The sequence below is a fragment of the Pseudoalteromonas sp. MMG022 genome, from assembly GCF_021654245.1.
In the GTDB taxonomy this organism is placed as follows: domain Bacteria; phylum Pseudomonadota; class Gammaproteobacteria; order Enterobacterales; family Alteromonadaceae; genus Pseudoalteromonas; species Pseudoalteromonas amylolytica.
On record NZ_JAKFZQ010000004.1, the window covers coordinates 1 to 17,613 of the forward strand.

Annotated in this window: 15 protein-coding genes; 7 read left to right on the forward strand and 8 right to left on the reverse strand. The window is 43.9% G+C overall.

The features are described 5' to 3' along the window. Window positions 1-243 precede the first annotated feature (243 nt). Both L1070_RS04670 and L1070_RS04675 read left to right on the forward strand, forming a co-directional pair. The gene (locus L1070_RS04670) at window positions 244-858 is read left to right on the forward strand and encodes a trimeric intracellular cation channel family protein (RefSeq protein WP_070983105.1); all 615 of its coding nucleotides are present in this window, start codon (window positions 244-246) and stop codon (window positions 856-858) included. Window positions 859-878: 20 nt separating this feature from the next. Further along, window positions 879-2,390 (forward strand): YifB family Mg chelatase-like AAA ATPase, encoded by a 1,512-nt coding sequence (locus tag L1070_RS04675; RefSeq protein WP_237124670.1) that lies wholly within the window; start codon window positions 879-881, stop codon window positions 2,388-2,390. Here L1070_RS04675 and L1070_RS04680 read toward each other — a convergent pair. Together L1070_RS04680 and L1070_RS04685 are read right to left on the reverse strand one after the other, a co-directional pair. Beyond that, window positions 2,387-3,091: a response regulator transcription factor gene (locus tag L1070_RS04680; protein ID WP_070983117.1), complete on the reverse strand. Its 705-nt coding sequence runs from the start codon at window positions 3,089-3,091 to the stop codon at window positions 2,387-2,389. The two genes, L1070_RS04675 and L1070_RS04680, sit on opposite strands and share 4 nt — an antisense overlap. A gap of 226 nt (window positions 3,092-3,317) precedes the next feature. Next, a complete protein-coding gene (locus L1070_RS04685) occupies window positions 3,318-5,774 on the reverse strand; it encodes a prolyl oligopeptidase family serine peptidase (RefSeq protein ID WP_237124671.1) in 2,457 nt (818 codons plus the stop codon). Window positions 5,775-5,882: 108 nt separating this feature from the next. On the opposite strand from L1070_RS04685, the gene L1070_RS04690 reads away from it, so the two are divergent. Then, a complete protein-coding gene (locus L1070_RS04690) occupies window positions 5,883-6,947 on the forward strand; it encodes a hemolysin family protein (protein ID WP_070983119.1) in 1,065 nt (354 codons plus the stop codon). Here L1070_RS04690 and L1070_RS04695 read toward each other — a convergent pair. Beyond that, window positions 6,944-8,152 carry an EAL domain-containing response regulator gene (locus tag L1070_RS04695; RefSeq protein ID WP_070983120.1) on the reverse strand — a complete coding sequence of 403 codons (1,209 nt, stop codon included), beginning with the start codon at window positions 8,150-8,152 and terminating at the stop codon, window positions 6,944-6,946. The two genes, L1070_RS04690 and L1070_RS04695, sit on opposite strands and share 4 nt — an antisense overlap. A gap of 144 nt (window positions 8,153-8,296) precedes the next feature. Here L1070_RS04695 and L1070_RS04700 point away from each other — a divergent pair, with 144 nt between their 5' ends. Beyond that, window positions 8,297-9,310, forward strand: a complete 1,014-nt coding sequence (locus L1070_RS04700; protein ID WP_237124672.1) for a site-2 protease family protein — start codon at window positions 8,297-8,299, stop codon at window positions 9,308-9,310. 16 nt (window positions 9,311-9,326) lie between these two features. Here the strand turns inward: L1070_RS04700 and L1070_RS04705 are convergent, their stop codons facing one another. Next, window positions 9,327-10,646 carry a TIGR00366 family protein gene (locus L1070_RS04705; RefSeq protein WP_237124673.1) on the reverse strand — a complete coding sequence of 440 codons (1,320 nt, stop codon included), beginning with the start codon at window positions 10,644-10,646 and terminating at the stop codon, window positions 9,327-9,329. Window positions 10,647-10,849: 203 nt separating this feature from the next. On the opposite strand from L1070_RS04705, the gene L1070_RS04710 reads away from it, so the two are divergent. Continuing rightward, window positions 10,850-11,089, forward strand: coding sequence for a hypothetical protein (locus tag L1070_RS04710; RefSeq protein ID WP_070983123.1), 240 nt, complete (start codon window positions 10,850-10,852; stop codon window positions 11,087-11,089). On the opposite strand, the gene L1070_RS04715 is transcribed toward L1070_RS04710, so the two are convergent. Continuing rightward, window positions 11,069-11,980 carry an AEC family transporter gene (locus L1070_RS04715; protein ID WP_237124674.1) on the reverse strand — a complete coding sequence of 304 codons (912 nt, stop codon included), beginning with the start codon at window positions 11,978-11,980 and terminating at the stop codon, window positions 11,069-11,071. The two genes, L1070_RS04710 and L1070_RS04715, sit on opposite strands and share 21 nt — an antisense overlap. A 111-nt stretch (window positions 11,981-12,091) precedes the next feature. Between L1070_RS04715 and L1070_RS04720 the strand changes: the two genes are divergently transcribed. Then, window positions 12,092-12,460 carry a YacL family protein gene (locus L1070_RS04720; protein ID WP_070983124.1) on the forward strand — a complete coding sequence of 123 codons (369 nt, stop codon included), beginning with the start codon at window positions 12,092-12,094 and terminating at the stop codon, window positions 12,458-12,460. A gap of 20 nt (window positions 12,461-12,480) precedes the next feature. On the opposite strand, the gene L1070_RS04725 is transcribed toward L1070_RS04720, so the two are convergent. Further along, entirely contained in the window at window positions 12,481-13,182 is a 702-nt protein-coding gene (locus L1070_RS04725) for a 2OG-Fe(II) oxygenase (RefSeq protein ID WP_070983125.1), read from the reverse strand. 28 nt (window positions 13,183-13,210) lie between these two features. Between L1070_RS04725 and L1070_RS04730 the strand changes: the two genes are divergently transcribed. After that, entirely contained in the window at window positions 13,211-13,600 is a 390-nt protein-coding gene (locus L1070_RS04730) for a thioesterase family protein (protein ID WP_237124675.1), read from the forward strand. Here the strand turns inward: L1070_RS04730 and L1070_RS04735 are convergent. Then, the gene (locus L1070_RS04735; protein ID WP_237124676.1) at window positions 13,590-14,615 is read right to left on the reverse strand and encodes a hypothetical protein; all 1,026 of its coding nucleotides are present in this window, start codon (window positions 14,613-14,615) and stop codon (window positions 13,590-13,592) included. The genes L1070_RS04730 and L1070_RS04735 overlap by 11 nt on opposite strands. 51 nt (window positions 14,616-14,666) lie before the next feature. Next, entirely contained in the window at window positions 14,667-17,486 is a 2,820-nt protein-coding gene (gene uvrA, locus L1070_RS04740; protein ID WP_237124677.1) for an excinuclease ABC subunit UvrA, read from the reverse strand. Window positions 17,487-17,613: the final 127 nt, after the last annotated feature.

A 17,613-nucleotide genomic window follows, 5' to 3' on the forward strand; every position in this document is an offset into this window, starting at 1 on the left:
GGGTGCTAGTCTAAACCTCTCTCAGCAACAACTTTAAATAACCCCTCAGCATTCTATAAAATGGTTCACTTCACCTTGCGCAAAAAGAGCGTTTCGCTTCGCTCATATCGCTAACCTTTTGCACCCTAGCTTCGCGCTCCGTCATTCAACATTTGCACTTTGGTCACGCATTCGTTTGTGATTTTGCGCCTTAGCATCTTAATAAGCTAATATGCTTAATTCAAATATATAGTGGGGAATGATATGACCGAATTGATCCATTGGTTTGATTTACTTGGAGTTATGGTATTTGCTATATCGGGCACGCTCATAGCGCATAGTAAGCATATGGATGGTTTTGGCGTTGTGGTGTTAGCGACCGTCACTGGCATAGGTGGAGGCACGTTGCGCGATATTATCTTAGATGTTCCTGTTTTTTGGCTGCATGATACAAGCTATTTTATTGCGATATTTGGTGCTATTTTTATCAGTATTCTATTCTTAAACAGGCAAAAGCAGATACCAAAACAAATGCTCCAAGTTGCGGATGCGTTTGGCCTAGCCTTTTTTGCTGTAATGGGCGTACAGAAGGCATTGAATATTGGGATGCCTGATACCACCGCTATTATTATGGGAGTACTGACAGGATGTTTTGGAGGGGTAATACGGGATGTATTGGCACGAGAAATCCCCTTACTACTAAAAGGGGAGTTGTATGCGATCACGTGTATTGTAGGTGGGGTTATTTACACCCAGTTGATAAACTTTTCAATGCCACTGGAGATAGCCATGCTGAGTGCGATGAGTGCAACCTTATTGCTTAGGCTATTAGCTATGCGTTACAACATAGTACTACATATATTTAAGTATCCAGACTAACTAAAACCAAGGACAGGGATATGTCACTTGCAAAAATTTATACCAGGGCTCAGGTAGGAGTCAGTGCACCTCAAGTGTGTGTTGAAGTACATTTAAGTAATGGCTTACCTGCATTTCATATTGTTGGCTTGCCAGAAATCTCGGTTAAAGAAGCGAAAGAAAGAGTCCGCTCAGCGATAACCAACTCTAAATTTTTATTTCCAGAACAAAGAATCACCGTCAACTTAGCGCCGGCAGATCTCCCTAAAGAAGGGGGACGTTATGATTTAGCCATCGCTGTGGGCATTCTTGCAGCTTCCGGCCAGGTAGCTGTTCAGCAGTTAGCAGATTTTGAGTTTTATGGAGAGTTGGCATTGAGTGGAGAGGTGCTAGCGGTGAGTGCTATTCTACCGAGTGTATTGGCTGCTGCGAAAGCTAATCGTTGCTGTTATTTGCCGCTTCAGAATGATCCATTAGCAAGTTTAGCATCGCATGCTCAGAGGAAAGCGGTGACGTCTCTAGAATCCGTATGGCTTGATATGCAAGGCCAACAGAGTTTACCGATAAACATTATTCACCCACATGATGAAAACAGGTCAATTGACGATGTGGATATGAGTGATGTAAAGGGGCAGGAAGGCGCTAAACGTGTGTTGGAGATAGCAGCCGCTGGAGGGCATAATGTGTTATTTCTGGGCCCGCCAGGTACTGGCAAGTCGATGCTTGCGCAACGAATGCCAACGATAATGCCCACCTTACCTCCAAAAGAAGCTTTGGAAACGGCTTCGGTGTACTCTTTAACAGGGCAGCATATTGATGCTCAAAGCTGGCGGAAACGGCCTTTTAGAAACCCTCATCATACTTGCTCGGCGGTTGCATTAGTGGGGGGCTCATCAAAACCTAAACCAGGAGAGATTTCCTTAGCACATAACGGTGTACTTTTTCTCGATGAGCTACCAGAGTTTGAAAGAAAGGTCTTAGACTCACTAAGAGAGCCAATGGAAACGGGTATGGTTACCATCTCACGTGCAGCACAGCAAGTTGACTTTCCTGCGAGGTTCCAGCTCGTCGCAGCGCTTAATCCAAGTCCGACAGGTCATTATGATGATAAAAGAGCTACTTCGGAGCAGGTACTTAGATATCTATCGAAAATATCAGGGCCTTTTCTTGATCGTATTGATTTACAAATAGAGTTACCACGTTTATCTACAATGCAACTACAAAGTGAACATGTACCAGAGACGAGTGAAATAATAAAGGAGCGAGTTGATAGGGCTTATGAAATTGCACTTCAACGTCAAGGTAAGGTAAACGGTATGCTTAGTAATCGAGAACTGGCTTTGTACTGTAAACTGGCGGAGGGGGAAAAACTGTTTCTGGCTAAAGCCGTCGATAAATTGCAACTTTCTCCACGCTCTTATCATCGCATTTTGAAAGTTGCCAGAACTATATCTGATTTAGACGGATACCCAGACATATCAATGCTTGCCTTAAAAGAAGCCTTAAGTTATCGAGCATTGGAGCGCTTGATAAGCCAACTCACAAGGTATTAAGCCGAGAGCATGTAGCCTTTGCCGCGAACAGTGACGATGCGTTTTTGATCCTTTTCATCGCCTAGCTTTTTACGCAGCCTACCGACTAGCACATCAACAGTTCTATCGTTGGGACTCCAATCTGGTTGGCCGATATCTTCCGATATTTTTTCACGAGATGTGGCCTTGCCAGCGTTGGCAATTAAGCATATTAACACTTTATGCTCGGCTTCGGTTAAACGGGACTCCTCACCATGTTGGTTAATCAAGGTGCGGTTGTCGGGGTGTAGCTTAAAATCTGCGTATTCGATAAACTCTTCAGATTCATCGCTGTCACCGTTTTGTGAGATCCGTTTGTAAAGTGCGCGCATTCTGAGTTCTAATTCTAATAAGTCGACGGGTTTACACACGTAGTCATCAGCGCCTTGGGCAAGCCCTGCAATACGATCAGCTTGAGAATCTCGACTAGATAGCATGATTACACCAATATCCGTTAGGGTGTTCAACTCTTTGGCAAGCTCTAGTCCGTCAGTTGCGGGCAAAACAATATCTACGATGGCTAACGATATGGGTGCATCAGTATTGCCTGCAAGCTGAATATGCTCGAGCGCATTTGCTCCTGTATTATCAACTTTTATGTCAAACTCGGTCTGTGCGAAATGGCTCAAAATCCGTTTTGCTAATAGTTCGTCGTCTTCTACCAGTAATACGTGAATGGTCATAATGTCGTTATCTATTCAATGATTACGTTTATATTAGCACTGTGAAATCATAGGTGAGAAGACTAAGGTGACTTTTTTGCAATAAAAAGTATCAAAATCACGCAAGGGTGTAATTGTAAAACTTTCAAAATGATATTTAGTGCTTAGGTATACGAATAATATGGAATTATTTTAGGAATGTAGTGTTTGACGCAGGAAGTGATTAGTACCACTTCCTGCGGTTAAATTATTTTTGGTAGATAAATTGCCACCACTGAGGTTCATCTTTCAAATGCATGTCGAAATAAGCAAGCATAGTATTCCACCAATGAAATCTTCGATCTCTGGCAAAAATCTGATGGTCAGCACCTTTATACTCGATTAGCTCTACATCTTTACCTAATAGCTTTAGCGCGGTATACATATTATGGCTCTCACCCGGTGGTACGTTGGTGTCAGCATCCCCATGCAGCAATAGTATAGGTGTAGTAACTTTATCTGCGTGAAATACGGGGCTGTGTTGAGAGTACAAAGTTGGATTATTCCAAGGAAAGCTGTTTTTAGAGGCTTCTCCAGAATACAAATACCCCCACCAACCTTGACCCCAATATGAAGTAATGTTTGAGATCCCTGCGTGTGCAATAGAAGCACTGAACATATCTGTTTTCGTAGCTAGTAGCATGGTCATAAAACCACCATACGATGCACCAAGGTTACCTATTCGAGCAGGGTCGATAAATGGGTAAGCTTGTGCAAATGCTTTAGTTCCATCAATGATGTCTTGTGCAGTATGTTCACCCCAAGCGTTCACATGCTCAGCTGAAAATTTTTGTCCAAACCCAGTCGCGCCAGTTGGTTGCAATACGTAGACAACATATCCATGTGCCGCCCAAAGGTTGAATGGGTAACGCCCTGTAAAAGCTCTAGACACAGGGGATGTACCACCGTAGTAATAAACCAGCGCTGGATACTTTTTGGATTTATCTAGATCGTGTGGTAAATACACTCGCCCTTTGATTTGTACACCTGATTGATTGGTGAAGTTGAATTCGTCTAACGTAGCAACATCGCTATATTGATAGGCGATGTCTTTAGAGTTCCAAAGTAACTCAACACGGTTATTTTTAAGCGTGATGCGCTTGAGTTGTTGAGGGCTGCTAGCCTGAGTACCTGTCACAAGTATTTCATGATGTTTTGAGTGGCTAGTAGTGGTAAAGTTTTCCACGACGTCCAAGCCTGATTCAATGTGGCTGAAGCGGGATTTACTTTCATCAAACAAATATAGTTGCTGTTTGTCCTCGTCAATGACTTTAAGGACAACATCGTTGTTTTTTAACACATCAATATCGCTAATCGATGGATTAAATTGCTTGCTAAATGCTTCGTGATTCTTACCATTAAAGTCCATCTTATATAGCTGGCCATCATAGTTATTGGCAAGCATATCTTTTGGGATGGTACGTCCTAAACCTTGAGAAAAATCTGGCCCAGCGACTAAGTAGATACCATCTTTTGCGTATTTAGCTGTGCGGAATGTACGGTATTTTCCTAACAAGGTCTGCTTTGAATCACTTAAATGAACTTCTAGTAATTCTGTGAGCATATGTGGAGGTGCGTTGTAGTCTTGCGGGTTACGGCTCACTAGAATGGTGTTTCGTTGTGCGTTATAGTCTTCAAGCTGGTGACTCAATTTACCTTCTGTCAGTGCGTTGATAAGGCCTGAATTCAAGTCCAATAGAAAGATCTGACTATTGGCACGAGCATAAGACCATCTATCTTCTAAGCCACGATAATGTTTAACTAGCTTATGTGCGCTTTCTTCACTCTTAGACCAAGAAAATATCAAGGTATTATCATCAAAATAATCAAAGCCACTGGCGCCATCCAAGTTCTGTGCAATGACCTGAGTGCTAAAGTCCTTCATATTTAAGAGCGTTACTTTTTGGTCTTGTACAAAGGCCAACTGTTGAGAGTCAGCTCGCCATGCAACGCTACTTGCATTTACCCCGTTGAATCTATATAGAATTTTACTCTCTTCATTTTTGAGGAGTGTTTCTGTTTGTGGAGTATTCCCCGTATTATCAGCATAGTGGCGCGAGGTAGTGAGATAGTATTGACCATTGGGAGACTGAGAAATTGCCGTGATAGTTGGCGCATCAAAAAGCTGCTTAGCAGAGAGTGCGTGCTGTTCTTTATTTGTTAGAACGATTTGATCGTGTTCGGCTTTTGGAGTGTAGTCAATTTTTACTTCATTCCAGTTGTCCACTTGCTCGGCAATTATGATAACTTGGTGATCACCCGTTGGCACCTGTATGTCGTATTCATTTTTACCTGTTTGTAGTTCTGCGTTTAAATAAACATGAGCGGTTTTGATACCAGTTAGAACAAGTTTGCCTTGTGTAAAGCGCTTTGTACTAAACTGGAATTTTAAAGCTTGTATACCTTCCATAGTCAGTGCTTTGATATCACTCATTTTTTGCCATTTGAGCTGAGTGCCAAATACAGATAAAGAAGTTGAGCGGGATTGCAAGCTGGGCAACAAGGTTTGAATAATTTTACTTTGGCGGGCTGTGTTATTTGGCTTTATGCTATTGTAAGTAGTAAGGGGGCCTAAGAACTGAATTTTCTCTTCATCCAACTGAGCAGCACTCAGTTGCAAAGCAATCGAGGAAAAGAGTAAAGTGGCCGCTGTTCGTAAAATCATATATGCGCCTATTGTAGGTAAAGAATTTGCCCCAATATAGCATATATATCAGTTACGCCAGCAAAGTTGCGATTAGCAAAAAGCTATTGGCAAATTAAGGAGTTTAGGTTGTTTTTATTGATCACTTACATGTTGTTAGCGATTTCCATTTCGTTTTTATGTTCGGTAATGGAGGCAGTTTTGTTGAGCATTACGCCAAGCTATATTGCGATCTTAAAGAAAGACAAACCTGTGCTGGCCAATAAAGTCCAACAACTAAAAGATAACATTGATAAACCATTAGCTGCGATTTTAACGCTAAATACGGTTGCTCACACGGCGGGTGCTGCCGGTGTTGGTGCACAGGCTGCAGTTGTTTTTTCTGATGCTGCAGTAGGTATCGCTTCAGCTGTGATGACTTTATTGGTGTTGGTCTTGTCTGAAATCATTCCTAAAACCTTGGGAGCCACCTATTGGCGCGGCTTAACGCCTATTGTAACGCAATCTTTAGTCTGGTTAGTTAAAGTACTTAAGCCATTCGTGTGGTTGTCGGATATTTTGACCCGCACTATTGGCAAAAAAGAAAGTGAAGCGCACTATATAAGACAAGAAATTGAAGCTATGGCAGAGATTGGTTCAGAAGCAGGGGCACTACAGCAAGAGGAAACAGAAACAATTCGCAGTTTGTTACGTTTCAGGCATGCCAAAATAGAGCATGTTATGACGCCTCGTACCGTGTTATTTAAGGTTCACAAAGATATTACCGTGAATGAATACTTGTCTGAACATGGCTCTGTACCATTCTCACGGATCCTGATATTTGATAAAAACGGTGACGATATCATCGGTTTCGTGCACAAAAATGATATTATGCTTGCCTATCATAGGCTTGGAGAAGATTATAAAATAGGCAAGTTGGTTAAGCCGCTGTATACGGTACCAGAAACTCTGAACGCCCCCTCATTATTTCAAACTCTATTAGAAAAGCGTATTCATATCGCTTTGGTCATTGATGAATATGGTGATGTGCAAGGTATTGTGACGTTGGAAGATATGCTGGAATCATTGATGGGAATGGACATCATTGACGAACGAGAGCAATCGACCAACATGCAGCAAGCTGCGAAGAAAAAATGGCGGGAGCGTGTTGATGCCCACAGCCATTTGATCGAAACAGATGTGGAAGAACGTTAAGAGTTAGAGTTCATCATTCGCAACCAAGAGTGGATCCAGCGAACAAACTCAGCTTTGGCTTTGGGGCGACTAATTAGAAACCCCTGCATCAGCAGGTTATGTTTGTATCTGTCCAAATATTGTAGCTCCTCAATACGCTCGATCCCCTCTGCAACAATCCCGATTTGTTCGTTTTGTGCGATATCTATCAAGCTATCGACAATAACCTGTGAGAAGCGATCCGAATCTATGTGTGTGATAAGCGAACGATCTATTTTTATCTCTGTAAAAGGTAGCGTTTTGAGCTGATGTATATTGGTGAAACCTGTGCCAAAGTCATCTAGAGAAATTGCAAACCCGCGCATTCTTAAGCGGTTGAGTGTTTCTAACTGCACACTGCTGTTCAAAGGAGCATGCTCGGTAATTTCTAGAATAACATCCTCGGGTTTAAGACGGCTTAATTCTAATATCAGTGCGAGCTTGTTGGGGCAGTTTAAATCGTCCAGTTGTACAGGCGATAGATTGAAAGCCAATGACACTTTGTGAGGCAGCTCAGCTCTTATCTCTCGAAATTCTTCTGTTGCCTTTTCAAATAGCTGGAAAGTAATCAAATTGATGAGGTCTAAATCTTCAGCCAGCGTAATAAATTGCTCTGGTAAAATCGTATGTGTACGGTTCGGCGTGACAATTCTTGCTAGCACTTCAACACTATCAATCGACTTGTTGGCACGGTTAACCTTTGGTTGATAAAACGGTGTAATTTCCCGATGACTGATTGCGTGAAGTAATTCTGATTGTGAGATGGGTTCAATATGGCGTTTTTCGGGGGCGATAAAGGACTCAAGCTTTTTAAGCAGCCTATCAACTTCTTTCAATTGGACCGGCTTTGCGATGTTGCCTATCAAATGAGCGTTGGATTGCCGCGCCAAGTTGGAGGCAAGATCAATGATTTTTGGGTCCATATCTGAAATGATGACCACCCCACCTGGGTACTTTATTTCTCCGAGTTGGCGAATAAGCTCCATACCATCCATTTCTGGCATATTTAAATCGGTAAAAACAGCATCGTAGCGACGGGGGGCTTGAGCAATTTTTTCAAGGGCCTGGCTAGCACTAATACAAGTGGTTATCTCCTGAATTCCCAATTCAGTTAACATGGCTTTCATCACCATAAGAATGGCTTGAGAGTCATCAACAACCATTACCTGACTTGCTGTCGTACTCATACTACAGATCCTTTATTTTACCCGCACTATCTTCTGAGTTTAGTACAGGCTGTAAAAAAATGTAGATATCAGATAAGTAAATGTATTGTTTGTCACTGAAGCGGGGAGCTGGGATAATGTCAAAAAACAGCAAACTAATAAATTATGACGAGAATTGAATTTACCGCATCAGGACAGATATTTTCGGTGCTTATTAGGGGCAAGGAGCTACTTCAAGTATTTTGTGGGCAACAGGCTTTGGTTGTCGAACCGCAAGCTGAAGATGTTATGCAGTGCGCCTATGAGCATGGTGTTGTGCAGTTTGATATTGCCAAATTGTCGGAACAGCAACTGGGAATTTCGCTGGATGGTTCAAGCTGGCAATGGTTCGCACTACCAGAGGCAGTCAGTGATAACAAGAGAAGCTTGGTAGGCTTGGCCGCACTTGGATTTAAAGTGTTTAAAAGTGCAAAGGTCGTGAAGGCTGCGTTGGCTGGGGCCTCGGTAGCGGGCTATGCTTGGTTGTTTTCTTGGCAATTTGCGTTGATGCTGGTGGCATGTTTGGTCGTGCATGAATATGGCCATGTTAGGGCGATGCAATATTTTAAAATAAAAACAAAAGGTATTTACCTGATCCCCTTTGTTGGTGGGTTGGCGGTCAGCGATGATAAAATCACAACGCGTTGGCAAGATGTCGTGATCTCATTGATGGGGCCCGCATTTGGGCTGCTCACTTCGGTGTTAGGGGTGGTACTGTATTATGTGACGGAGATGGAGATTTTTGCTGGTGTCGCTGTGCTTAGTGCTTTGCTGAACTTATTCAACTTGTTGCCAATTCTTCCACTTGATGGGGGACATGTTTTAAAAAGTATCAGCTTCTCGATGCGGTCGTGGATAGGTTTGTTGGCTTGCATGGGAGGTGTTGCATTTGGCCTATGGATTAGCTACGTATTTGGTCTGATGTTACTGGTGTTCTTTCTTCTTATCGGCAGTCTCGAAATTCTGTTTGAATGGCGCGCTCGTCACGCTTCTCATTTATTACCACTAGATAGATATGGGCAGATATTTTCGGCGGTGATGTATGTGCTGGTGGTTGCAGGTCATGTTGCTGTGATGATGCATTTTGCAGACTCAGAAAGTGCTATTCTCAGCCTGCCAATGAAAGTGCTATCGAGCTAAATAACCATGGTTGCTGCTATGCCCAGGTCAGCATAGCAGCGATGATCACCCCACTGAAAATCAGCTGGATCAAACAAAACCCCATAATGTCTCTTGCTTTAAGTCCTGCGATTGCAAGTACGGGTAGCGCCCAAAACGGTTGGATAAGGTTGGTCCAAGCGTCTCCCCAAGCAACAGCCATCGCGACTCTTGCAACATCAGCTTCCAGCATTTGTGCTGCAGGTAGCACAATTGGAGCCTGTACGGCCCACTGACCACCGCCAGAGGGCACAAAGATATTCACAATGCCGGCACTTAGAAAGCTCCAAAACGGCAAACTCTCAGCACTGCTGATAGACACAAATGCAGATGATATCTGCTGAGCTAACCCAGACTCAACCATCACAGCCATAATTCCCGCATAAAATGGAAACTGAATAACAATACCTGCGCCGCCAGAAATTGCACTGTTCAAACTCGTTAACAGTCGCTCAGGTGTTTGATGTAACGCAATGGCTAAAAATAAAAAGATAGCAATCACACTGTTTAAGTTGAGCGTCCCCCCTTGAACGGCGAAGTAATAGAGCAAATAAGTGCAGCCAAGCGCACCAATTAGTGTGCCAAGCAGCTTATTGTGCTCAAGCTTTTGAGCAGGCGTTAAGTCTTCTGATTGACTTGATTGAGGCTCTGAAGAATCCATTAGTTTGCTTTGATCTATTAGTACCTGTTGCTCTTTGGGAGGCAGTAGCAATGCGTTAAGAATAGGCAGCAAAATAAGCAACGCACCGAGAATTGCTAGGTTAAAAGATGAAAACAATGTGCTTGATGTGCTTATTACACCGATATTGGTTTGTGAAAAGTGCCCCTCGCTGGCGATGGTTAGTGGCACGGAGCCCGATAACCCTCCGTGCCAGACAATAAACCCCGAATACGCACTCGCCACTAAAATTCGATAGTCGACCTTAACTTGACGAGCGAGCGCTTTGGCAAATAGTGCACCAATGACTAACCCAAAACCCCAATTGATCCAACTGGCTAACATGGCGACTAGCGTGACCATCAAAATTGCAACTACAGGGGTTTTAGCCAAGGTTGCCAGTCTGTTTAGTGCATTGATACACACAGGTGTGCTTGCCAGCATGTAACCGCAAATTAAGATAAGCAGCATTTGCATAGCAAAAGTAAGCAAACGCCAGAACCCTTGTCCCCACGCTTCAACAACCTGAGTTGGTGAGAAGGGCGTGACGATACTTGCTAAAGCAAGTACGATGAGGGTGAGCATAAGAACAAACACAAAAGGATCGGGTAAATAACGTTCTACAAGGTTGCTAATGGGACGTGTAACACGGTAGAGCATAGATCATCCTGATATTATTTTTTGCTCAATGATAGCTAACATTTATGCTAAAAGTTAGTCTTTTAGGCTAAGTTTATGATATAGACTAAACAGTGTAATGCTTTTACCTATTGATTCTATTAGATTATTCTACTTGGCATGATACGTGTATTCTATAGTTAGAAATATAATTTATACATTTAGTAATTAACAGAGAGGATGCCATGGCAGCACAAGGTTCAGGCGGTAATGTGATCGCAGCAATTTGTAATATATTTTTCCCAGGATTAGGCCAGCTGGTACAAGGGCGTATTATCGCGGCGCTGATTTTTGCAATCGTGGTGTTTGGCGGCTATGCACTATGGTTCTTAGTTGTTCCACCAGTGATCGGCGCAGTCGTGCACTTATGGGCTATTATAGATGCTGCTAAATATACCAACTACTCAGGGTATGAGCGCCGTTAGCCAAGCTCCAAGCGTTAGCACGCTTAACATCGTTGATAAGACCACGCTACTAGCAAGTACGCTTTGCTGGCGTTGCAGTTGGCGTGCAACCAGATAGGCATTAACACCCAATGGTGAAGCACTCATAAGTGTGAGCACGGCAACCTGTTTGTGGGGGAGCGCCATTCCCCACCGAGCGGTGATATACACTACGAAAGGTAAAACGATCAGCTTTATGAGGCTTACCAGCAGTGCTTTTTGCCACGCGCCCCGAATAGAGTAATTGTTTAAACTTGCGCCAAGCGCAAATAAGGCACCGGCAATGGCTGGCTCGCAAAGTAGCGAGAGCCCTTCTTGCACCACACTTGGAATGACTAAGCCAACCAAATTACATAGTAGCCCTAAACTGATGCTAATCACGATGGGGTTGAGCAGTAAGGGGTTGAGTGCATCGCGTACACGCCCGTGCAGGTTAGCAGCAAAGGCAAAAGTACAGCTGAACAATAAAGCACTATGGAAGGTAATGATCATAAAGACCATCGCGCCATACTCAGCACCCAAACTGGCAATAATAATAGGTAGACCAACCAACACGGTATTTGAGTAAGTACACGCTAATGATAACGTCGCGCTATCACCGCGCTCTATCCGCATGACATATTTAAATATTCCGCAACTTAATAAATAGACGAGCAGTACTGGCAGATAGAAGCTGGCTATCACACGTAATGATAACGCCTGACTGAGATCTGCTTGATACATGTTTAAGAACAGAAAAACAGGGATGATCAAGTTGAAGATAAACAATCTCAAGCCATCAAGTGTGGCCGTACTAAAAACCTTGAACTTTGCGCAGCTATAACCCACTAGGACGACAAAAATGATTGGGAAAAGAATTACAAATGCGCTCATAGCCAGTCCGAAAATAAAATAGGGCGCTATTATCTCGGTTTGCATGGTGCGCCACAAGGCCTACCGAGTATAATAGCGCACAGATTATCGAGTAAGAGTTGAGAGTGAATTTTGGAGTACCAGTTTATTCGCGATCCGATCACCGGGTTTAGAGTGAAAATCAGCGATGAGCATATGCTGGTGGGTCGTTGGTTAAGTGAAGAGTTACCCTATGATGAGGTAATGCAGCTTGTTGCTGACGCTAAAGCTATGCACAAAGATAGCCCCGTGATTGTCAAAGAAGGAAAGGAAATACGTTTTACTTTGTCTGCCGATGAAGCACTATTTGAAGCACACGCTTTGTTTCACCAAGCTGACGATTTAAGTCATTATGCTGATGATGCACTGGAACTTGATGAACACGGCTTACTGAGTGGTTGTGGCTATGAAGACTTTATTGCGTTATTAGAGGCATGGAATCAGTTTATTCACCGCGCTTAGATACCATGCCCATAGACGTATCACTTAGGTGTGCCGTATATTTGCTCAGCACGATTAAACAACACCCAAGAAGTAAGAATATATTTGTCGTTCGATAGCGGTTTGTTACCTCTGTGGGTATGCGTGAAGTAACCGGGAGCGATCACCATAGTGCCTTTTTTCGGTGCTATTTTTTTCTGTTGGTAATAAAACTCGGTTTCTCCGCCTTCGGTGACGTCATTTAGATAGAACATAAATAGCAATACGCGGTGGAGGGCTTCGTTGTGACCTTGTTGAGGGTACACTTCGCTATGCCAATACGGGTAGCCGCCCTTGTTGACTTCATATTTTTGGGCTTGGATATTACCAAGACGAAACAGCTGCTGGACTAAAACGGGTAGTTGGGGTTTGCCCACTTCTGCAAAGTTGTCGAACGTCACATCAACGGGTTCTCCCGTTTTTGGGTGATAAACTTTCAGACCAAACGCACCGATTATCATAAATAAATGCTCTTCAATATATTTAAAGACATGTTGTGCGGTGACTTGTTGTATGTGCTGTAGATGCTGAGCGTATTCTGGGTGAGAATTCAAATACAGATCTTGACTCACTTTTTTGCTAAGGTCGATACCACCCGATGTAGTGCCTTGTTTTAAGTGTGGGCTTTGTTCAAAAAGATTAATAAACTGATCACAAAACTCACCGCTTAGCGCGTTGTCATAAACGCCTATAAAATCTGTCATTATTTTACCTACAGTTATTGGAATTATTATGTTGTCTGAAAAGCTGATGCCGCGATTTAGCGAAACCGACGTGCTTGGTCATATAAACAATACCGTACTCCCTGTGTGGTTTGAAGCCGCCAGAGTGCCTATTTTTAAAATATTCACCCCAGATCTTAATCCACATCAATGGAAGTTGATTGTAGCTAAGGTTGAGGTGGTATTTAAAGGGGAGTTGTTTTATGGCCAACAGGTGGAGATTAAAACGGCCATAGAGCATATTGGTAATAGCTCTTTTGTAATTGTACAGCAGGCGTGGCAACACGGTGAGTGTTGCGCCGAGGGCAAAACTGTCATGGTTCGGTATGATTTTTCAGCTAAATGCGCTCAACCGTTGTCACAGCAGGAGCGCGATCAGTTAACGAAGTTTATGGTTTGATCGTAGCCATTTTAAATTGATGACCTATCGCGGCTGAAATACATGGTTTAACCTGATAGCGGTAACTTGTTTTATCAGCCGTGGTGATCTTTTCAATTTCTAAAATTTCATAGTCATTTAATTCTATCACCCGGCTATGTTCGCTGTGCTCACAGCGAGAGCGAGCATCGGCTTCATTGTCGAAGATAAAGTTGGCTAAGATCCGTTTTACCTTTTTCTCGTAGCTACTGGCCTGCTGATCAATGATAGCTTTGGCTTCATCTAGCTCGGAAAGGGTACTTTCGAGCTCAGGCTTTTCTTTAATGGCCGCAGCGATTTCCTCGTCTGAAGACTTGATGACGTTTATGGTTAAGTCTGTTTCTATGTCGCCCACTATGTTGGTTACAGTTTGGCTAACGCCATACAGAACACCGGTATAGGTGGTTAGTAGCGTAAGTTGTATCAACAAAAATAGCCCAGCACCAAAACGTATAAAGCCGGTGATGATCCCAAAGCGATAACCCGGTGGGTGCCAAATAGTGTGTAGGCCAAAGGGCCGCAACAACATCAGCAGCAGAATATAGACAGGTATCGAAAATTGGATTAGCAGTAGCACCACAAGGCTGGTGATCACAAACCAAATGGGAACCGACAATAACACTGCAAAGTTATGGGTGTAGGGCAGGTGATCAGCACTTACTCCAGTGATATCGTTGACTAAACCGGACGCTTGCACCAACGCATAGTTGGCGACAAAACCATAAAATAACAAGATTACCGCTTTGCCCGGTAAACTATCCCAAATCTGAATAAATTTAGGCCAAAATTCACTCAACATGGCCACTAACACCAATGCAGTGATCCCTACCATTAAGCCATGGCTTTGTGCATCGTCCCAGAGGTAGACAAAACTGACGATAATCGCGAGCAAGTAACAGCGCTGAGCTAAGTTCAAGGAAGTCCAAAAGCCCGACAGGCGTGCTTGATAGTGTCGCAATCTATCCTTGATAGGCATGAAGTAGGGTAACTGTTGCATTGTAGTGGTTGGGTAGTGAAGGAATGTAGTTAAACTACATTCCTTTGGCTATTAAAGTAAAGGTTTTAGGTATTTTCCTGTATGAGATTGTGTACATTCAGCAACTTGCTCTGGTGTGCCAGCAATCAAGATTTGACCGCCGCCAGCCCCCCCCTCAGGGCCTAAGTCAACAATCCAGTCTGCAGTTTTGATCACATCTAGATTGTGCTCAATCACCACCACGGTGTTGCCATGATCGCGCAGTCGGTGCAGTACCACCAGTAACTGTTGAATGTCGTGGAAGTGTAAACCTGTGGTTGGCTCATCAAGAATATACAGGGTTTTACCCGTATCTCGTTTTGATAGCTCTCTGGCAAGTTTTACGCGCTGGGCTTCACCACCGGATAAGGTTGTTGCAGCCTGACCAAGACGAATATATGACAAGCCCACATCCATCAAAGTGGTGAGCTTACGGTTTATCGCAGGAATTTTATCGAAAAACTGCTGGGCATCTTCTACAGTCATTTCAAGTACTTCATGGATATTCTTGCCTTTGTACAACACTTCCAAAGTTTCTCGGTTGTAGCGCTTGCCCGCACAAATATCACAAGGTACATAAACATCCGGTAAGAAGTGCATCTCTACTTTGATAACGCCATCACCTTGGCATGCCTCACAGCGCCCGCCTTTTACGTTGAAACTAAAGCGGCCCACTTTGTAACCCCGAGAACGCGCTTCTTGTGTGCCAGCAAACAACTCTCGAATTGCGGTGAAAATACCGGTGTAAGTGGCTGGATTAGAGCGGGGGGTACGACCAATTGGGCTTTGATCAATGTCGATCACCTTATCGAAGTGATCTAGGCCCGTAATTGCTTTGTATGGTGCCGCCTCGGCTGTCGTTGCGCCATTGAGTTCGCTGTGTGCAAGTTTAAACAGGGTGTCGTTGATAAGCGTGGATTTACCTGAACCTGATACACCTGTGATACACGTCATCAACCCAAAAGGAATGCGCAAGTCGACGCTTTTTAGATTGTTGCCCGTTGCACCAATGAGTTCCAGCCACTTGTCATTGCATTGGTGACGTTGTGCGGGAACGGCAATCAATTTAGCGCCGCTGAGGTATTGACCTGTCAGAGATTTGGGGTTGTTGATAATATCGTCACGAGAGCCTTGTGCCACCACATGCCCGCCATGCACGCCCGCTCCGGGACCAATATCAATGATATGATCCGCCGCACGAATCGCATCTTCATCATGCTCTACCACAATCACGGTGTTACCTAAATCGCGCAGATGCGTTAGTGTGCTCAGTAGGCGGTCATTATCTCTTTGGTGTAGGCCTATTGAAGGCTCATCTAGGACATACATGACCCCAACTAAACCAGCTCCAATTTGACTGGCTAGGCGGATCCGCTGGGCTTCACCACCCGAAAGCGTGTCGGCGCTGCGCTCCAATGACAGGTAATTGAGCCCGACATTGATTAAAAATGACAGACGATCACGGATTTCTTTGAGGATCTTCTCAGCAATTTGCGCTTTTTGCCCCTGTAAGGTCAGTGACTCAAAAAACTCCATCGCCGCGCCAATGCTCATGGTGGTCACTTGAGGCAATGTGGTTTGTCCAATGAACACATTACGGGCTTCTTCGCGCAAACGAGAACCATGACAGCTTGGACAGGCCTGACTGGTTTGATACTTACTCAATTCTTCTCGCACAGAGCTTGATTCCGTTTCTCTGTAACGACGATTCATATTATTGAGTACACCTTCAAACTCATGATTGCGGGTGATCAAGTCGCCACGATCGTTTCGGTAGTTGAACGCGATTTTTGTTTTACCTGAGCCTTCTAAAATAACTTTTTGCGCATCGCTCGGTAAAGCTTGAAAGGGCACTTCTAAGTCAAAGCCGTAATGCTCAGCCACCGCTTGTAACATTTGAAAGTAATAAAAACTGCGTTTGTCCCAACCTTTAATCGCGCCACCGCTCAGGCTTAACTCAGGGTTTTGTACCACACGTTGTGGATCGAAATACTGACGTACTCCTAAACCATCACAGCTTTGGCAAGCACCAGCGGGGTTGTTAAATGAAAACAGTCTCGGCTCTAGCTCGGTCATGGCATAGCCACAGGTAGGACAGGCAAAATTGGCTGAAAAAATCATTTCTTCAGCATTTGGCTCGTCCATATTGGCAACCACCGCAATACCCGAAGACAGCTCTAGTGCAGTCTCAAATGATTCAGCTAAACGTTGCTGCAGACCATCTTTCACTTTAAAGCGATCAACCACCACTTCTATCGTGTGCTTTTTATGTAGCTCCAAGGTTGGCGGATCTGATAGGTCACATACTTCACCATCAATACGTGCTCGGATGTAACCTTGACTGGCCAGTTGCTCAAGTAACTTTACATGTTCACCTTTGCGGTTTTTAACAACCGGAGCCAATAGCATCAGTTTGCTGCCCAGAGGCTGTTCCAATACAGAGTCGACCATTTGACTGATGGTTTGTGCCGCCAACGGTAAATCGTGGGTTGGGCATCGTGGCTCACCCACTCTGGCAAAAAGAAGGCGTAAATAGTCGTAGATCTCAGTAATGGTGCCCACCGTTGAACGTGGGTTATGAGAGGTCGATTTTTGCTCAATAGAAATTGCAGGTGATAGACCCTCAATGTGATCCACATCGGGTTTTTCCATCAGTGATAAGAACTGGCGTGCGTAAGCCGAAAGCGATTCAACATAACGTCTTTGGCCTTCAGCATAAAGCGTATCAAATGCCAGTGAAGATTTCCCCGAGCCCGATAATCCAGTGATAACGATGAGTTTATCGCGTGGAATGGTGAGCGAAATATCTTTTAAATTGTGCGTTCGAGCGCCTCTGACTTCTATTTTATCCATTTTGACCTAATTACAGAGTTGAGTGGCAACGATTGTTAGCGCAACAGTATCGCATACTTTGCCAAAAATTAACTTATCTTTGCTAAACGTTCTACACTGGGGGGAGGGATCAACATTAGAGCGATTA

Coding starts and splice junctions, on each gene's coding strand:
- L1070_RS04700 (WP_237124672.1), top strand. CDS start 8,297: ATGACGAGAATTGAATTTACCGCATCAGGACAGATATTTTCGGTGCTT.
- L1070_RS04675 (WP_237124670.1), top strand. CDS start 879: ATGTCACTTGCAAAAATTTATACCAGGGCTCAGGTAGGAGTCAGTGCA.
- L1070_RS04680 (WP_070983117.1), bottom strand. CDS start 3,091: ATGACCATTCACGTATTACTGGTAGAAGACGACGAACTATTAGCAAAA.
- L1070_RS04705 (WP_237124673.1), bottom strand. CDS start 10,646: ATGCTCTACCGTGTTACACGTCCCATTAGCAACCTTGTAGAACGTTAT.
- L1070_RS04710 (WP_070983123.1), top strand. CDS start 10,850: ATGGCAGCACAAGGTTCAGGCGGTAATGTGATCGCAGCAATTTGTAAT.
- uvrA (WP_237124677.1), bottom strand. CDS start 17,486: ATGGATAAAATAGAAGTCAGAGGCGCTCGAACGCACAATTTAAAAGAT.
- L1070_RS04715 (WP_237124674.1), bottom strand. CDS start 11,980: ATGAGCGCATTTGTAATTCTTTTCCCAATCATTTTTGTCGTCCTAGTG.
- L1070_RS04735 (WP_237124676.1), bottom strand. CDS start 14,615: ATGCAACAGTTACCCTACTTCATGCCTATCAAGGATAGATTGCGACAC.
- L1070_RS04685 (WP_237124671.1), bottom strand. CDS start 5,774: ATGATTTTACGAACAGCGGCCACTTTACTCTTTTCCTCGATTGCTTTG.
- L1070_RS04695 (WP_070983120.1), bottom strand. CDS start 8,152: ATGAGTACGACAGCAAGTCAGGTAATGGTTGTTGATGACTCTCAAGCC.
- L1070_RS04725 (WP_070983125.1), bottom strand. CDS start 13,182: ATGACAGATTTTATAGGCGTTTATGACAACGCGCTAAGCGGTGAGTTT.
- L1070_RS04670 (WP_070983105.1), top strand. CDS start 244: ATGACCGAATTGATCCATTGGTTTGATTTACTTGGAGTTATGGTATTT.
- L1070_RS04730 (WP_237124675.1), top strand. CDS start 13,211: ATGTTGTCTGAAAAGCTGATGCCGCGATTTAGCGAAACCGACGTGCTT.